The sequence below is a fragment of the Acetomicrobium mobile genome (assembly GCF_937920065.1).
On sequence record NZ_CALETC010000320.1, the window covers coordinates 1 to 4012 of the forward strand.

Consider the following 4012-nt stretch of genomic DNA (forward strand, 5'->3'; position numbering starts at 1 on the left):
TTCTATCAAAAAGAGTCCACGTCTTTTAAATAAAATTCGGTAGTATTATACTATCCCAGAATCTATCTTTTCCGAGACCAATATTTTAAACAGGAGGAATGCCCGTGCTTACTGTAGAACAAGGCAACGAACAAGTGCTGCAAAACATCATTGAAAGCTTCAGAGGAAAAAAAGGCATCACTATATCGCTTTTATCCAAAATTCAAGATACCTTTGGTTACTTGCCTCAGGAAGCCATGAGCAAAGTAGCCAGAGAACTTGATATTTCAGAGGCAAGTCTCTATGGAGTGGCCACCTTCTACGCTATGTTTCGGTTTAACCCTCCCGGAAAATACACCATCAAGCTTTGCAGGGGTACGGCATGCCACGTTCAAGGATCTCTTCTCATCGCTCAAGAGGTAGTTAGACATTTGGGCATTTCAGAAGGCGATACAACGGATGACGGCCTTTTTACGCTACAACCTGTTGCATGCCTCGGGTGTTGTGGTTTGGCACCAGTGATGATGGTTGAAGACAAAGTTTACGGTCGGCTAACTCCGGATAAAGCTATACAAGTGCTGGAAAATTACCGAAAAGACTAAAGTTAGTCCCTGCCACTAATCTCTCGTTAAGGATGCTAGAGATATTGGAACGCATCAACGATGTCTTGTCCATCTCTAGTTTATTGGGGATAAGAACCGAAAAATATCTTATTTACACAAGACGTGCCAGAATAGTTCTGTTTTATTGCAATAATTAATTGAGGAGGTCTTGAAGTTTGGAACGAAATATTAGAGTATTGCTAGATGGTCGAGAGGTATATGGCTTTTCGGGACAAACAATTTTAGATTTGTGTACCGAGTGTGGCGTAGAAATTCCACATCTTTGCTATGACCCACGCCTGTCAATTCATGGTGGATGTTCGCTTTGCATGGTTGAGGTTAAAGGTGCCAAAACTCTGCTTCGAGCTTGTTCCAACAAGATTTTCCATGGCATGGAGATATATACTGACTCGGAAAGGGTAAAGGATGCCAGAAAGGCCACTCTCGAGTTGTTGTTATCTAATCATGTGGGAGATTGCAGGCCGCCTTGTACGTTAGCTTGTCCCGCAAGGGGAGATGTTCAGGGCTACGTAAATTTGGCTGCTGTTGGTTTATATAAAGAGGCCTTAGACCTTTTGCACGAAAACATCACTTTGCCTGCCTCCATTGGAAGGATTTGTCCCGCCCCATGTCAAGAAGAGTGCAGGCGAAATTTCGTCGATGAGGAGCCGGTTTCCATAAGGGAAATAAAGCGCTTTATAAGCGACTGGGGCTTAGAAAAGGATATGGTTGGCCACGTCGATGAAATTCAGGAAAACGGTCACAGCGTTGCCATCGTTGGAGGAGGGCCAGCAGGGCTCTCGGCCGCATTTTTTCTGAGAAAGAAAGGTTATGAAGTCACCATATTCGAGAAAGAATCTGAATTAGGCGGTATGCTGCGTTTTGGCATCCCGGAGTACAGGCTGCCTCGTCATATCCTAAAAAAAGAAATAGAATGGCTGCTATCATGGGGCATAAAAACTAAAACAAATACGGCCCTTGGAAAGGATATAACCTTGGAGCAACTTCGCATAAAACATGATGCCCTTTTGCTTGCCTTTGGTTGTTGGCAAAGCACTCCCTTAGGAGTGCCTGGAGAAAATTTAAATGGGGTTCTAGCAGGGATAGAATTCCTATACGACGTAAATAATCACCTCCCGGTTGAAATCGGGAAGAAAGTGATCGTAATAGGCGGCGGGAACACAGCGATGGACGCTTGTCGATGCGCTAAAAGGCTTGGAGCAGAAACTGTCACAGTGGTGTACAGGCGCACAAGGCAGGAAATGCCCGCCGAGGATGAAGAGATCGAAGAGGCCATGGAAGAAGGGATAAACTTCATCTATCTTGCTGCGCCTAAGGAAATAAAGGGGCATGACCGAGTTCAGCAGTTGGTTTGCGAAAAGATGGTTCTAGGTGAGCCTGATGCTTCAGGACGAAGAAGACCCATCCCAACGGGGGAAACCTTCACTATAGAAGCCGACACTGTAATTGCCGCTATAGGACAATCTCCCGTGCTTCATATGCTCCCATCAACAATACACAATGGGCGTTGGATTTTGACAGATGAAAATTATGCCACTCCCCTTGAAAAAGTCTTTGCATGCGGAGATTTAAGAACCGGGCCGGATATAGCAATAGCGGCAATCGGAGAAGGTCATTTCGCTGCCGAATCCATACATCACTACATAACACAAGGATATCCCAAACGCCCCTATGAGTGCGATGTAGTAAGAGATGACTTGGGCCCAGAGGATTTTGAAGACGAGGAAAGACAACCAAGAGAAGTCCCTTACGTACTTCCTGCGAGTGAAAGGCTAGCTTCTCCCTTCAAGGAATTCAACAAGGGCTTAACCGAGGAACAAGTCAAAAAAGACAGCAAACGCTGCATGGAATGTGGATGTCCCGATATTTTTGAATGTAAACTGCGCGCCTACTCCGTCCAGCACGAGGCATCTCCTAATCAGTTTAGCGGAGAGAAGCTAGAGCGTTTCGAAGAAAAGTTAAAATATTACGACAGAGATATGAATAAATGCATACTCTGCGGAAGATGCGTTAGGACATGTGACGAAATTGTTGGATTATACGCCATCGACTATGTAAACAGAGGTTATTTCACCACTATTCAAGGTGCATACCTAAAACCCTTGGATGAATCGGAATGCACCGGATGCGGAGTTTGCGTAGATCTGTGTCCTGTTGGAGCTCTAACGGAAAAACGCAAAGAGCGATGGCCACACAGCGAAGTGCCAATTAAAACTCAGACGACGTGTGGTGAATGCTCACTTGGGTGTGAAATCTATGTAAATTCAGATAAAACCCGCCATAATGTCGTACGAGTCACTACCGATTCGGGATCACCCACTTCTCCAACTCATGGACTATGTTGTTTCAAAGGACGAACTTTTCATTTAAACACCAATAGATTGGAGATAGCAAACGACTCGATGGATCGCTTGAAAAAACTATCCGGGTTCTTGCGCTCCAAGGAAAGAACGTCAATATTTGTAGGCAATAGCTTGAGCAACGAAGAATACGAAGCAATAAAAGACACGTTGGATCTAATTGCGCCTAACGCCCTAGTATCAGTAAAAGAAGTTGACGATTTTAGGACTTTCTTAGCACAAGCCAACGACAAGGGCTTAAAAAGAGGCACCCTTGGGCAACTTTATGAGGCTGATGTAGCCTTTGTGATTGATGACAATCTAGATGAAGACCTTCCCCTCATCTCTTCCATGTTGCGTAAAATGGTCAGGGAAGGTGATCTAAAGGTCATATATTCGGGCAGCACCCCGGGGTTGCTCGATAAGGGCTCTACAATATTATTAAAGACCAATGCTGTGGAACTTGCGCCGTTATTTGATGCTCTTTCGGGGACCGGCTTGATTCAAAGCGCTTCCAAGTTCACCGGAATTAATGAAGAAAATATTGTTTTGGCCAAAAATACCCTTGCTGCGGCTAAACGTCCAATCACGCTCGTGGGACCCAAAGTAGCTTCCAGCACAACCTCATCCCTGGCGCTGATTAATCTATGCATCAAGCTTGACGAGTGTCTTTATTTGCCACTTTACCGCGGAGCCAACACTGAAGGTGCCCTGCGTATATTAGGCGATCTCTTAACTCCTGCAATTGACAACATGAGCATGATAAAGGAAGGTAAGACAACCCAACTCCTCGCCATAGAACCCGATCAATCGACAATAGAGTTAATTAGATCAGTTAATGGGGTTATAAAATGCGCACTTTTAACCTCAAAAGCTCACGGTGATATAAATACTGACATTGTCGTGCCCATAACTGGGTGGCACGAACGATATGGCCACGTGACAAACCTATCAGGCAGCATATTAGAACAAAACAAGACCGTGCTTCCTCCTAAAGAGCTTAACACATTATCAGGTTTGTTAAAGATACTAGGGGAGCTTTAAGGAGCAGAGAAAAACAAAAAGCTTCTT

Annotated in this window: 2 protein-coding genes; both read left to right on the forward strand. The window is 44.7% G+C overall.

Features of this window, described 5'->3' with window-relative positions:
* Positions 1-104: 104 nt before the first annotated feature.
* Positions 105-581: an NADH-quinone oxidoreductase subunit NuoE gene (nuoE, locus tag Q7P41_RS12115; RefSeq protein ID WP_303884588.1), complete on the forward strand. Its 477-nt coding sequence runs from the start codon at positions 105-107 to the stop codon at positions 579-581.
* Between the two features lie 176 nt (positions 582-757).
* Entirely contained in the window at positions 758-3985 is a 3228-nt protein-coding gene (locus Q7P41_RS12120) for an FAD-dependent oxidoreductase (RefSeq protein WP_303884590.1), read from the forward strand.
* Positions 3986-4012: the final 27 nt, after the last annotated feature.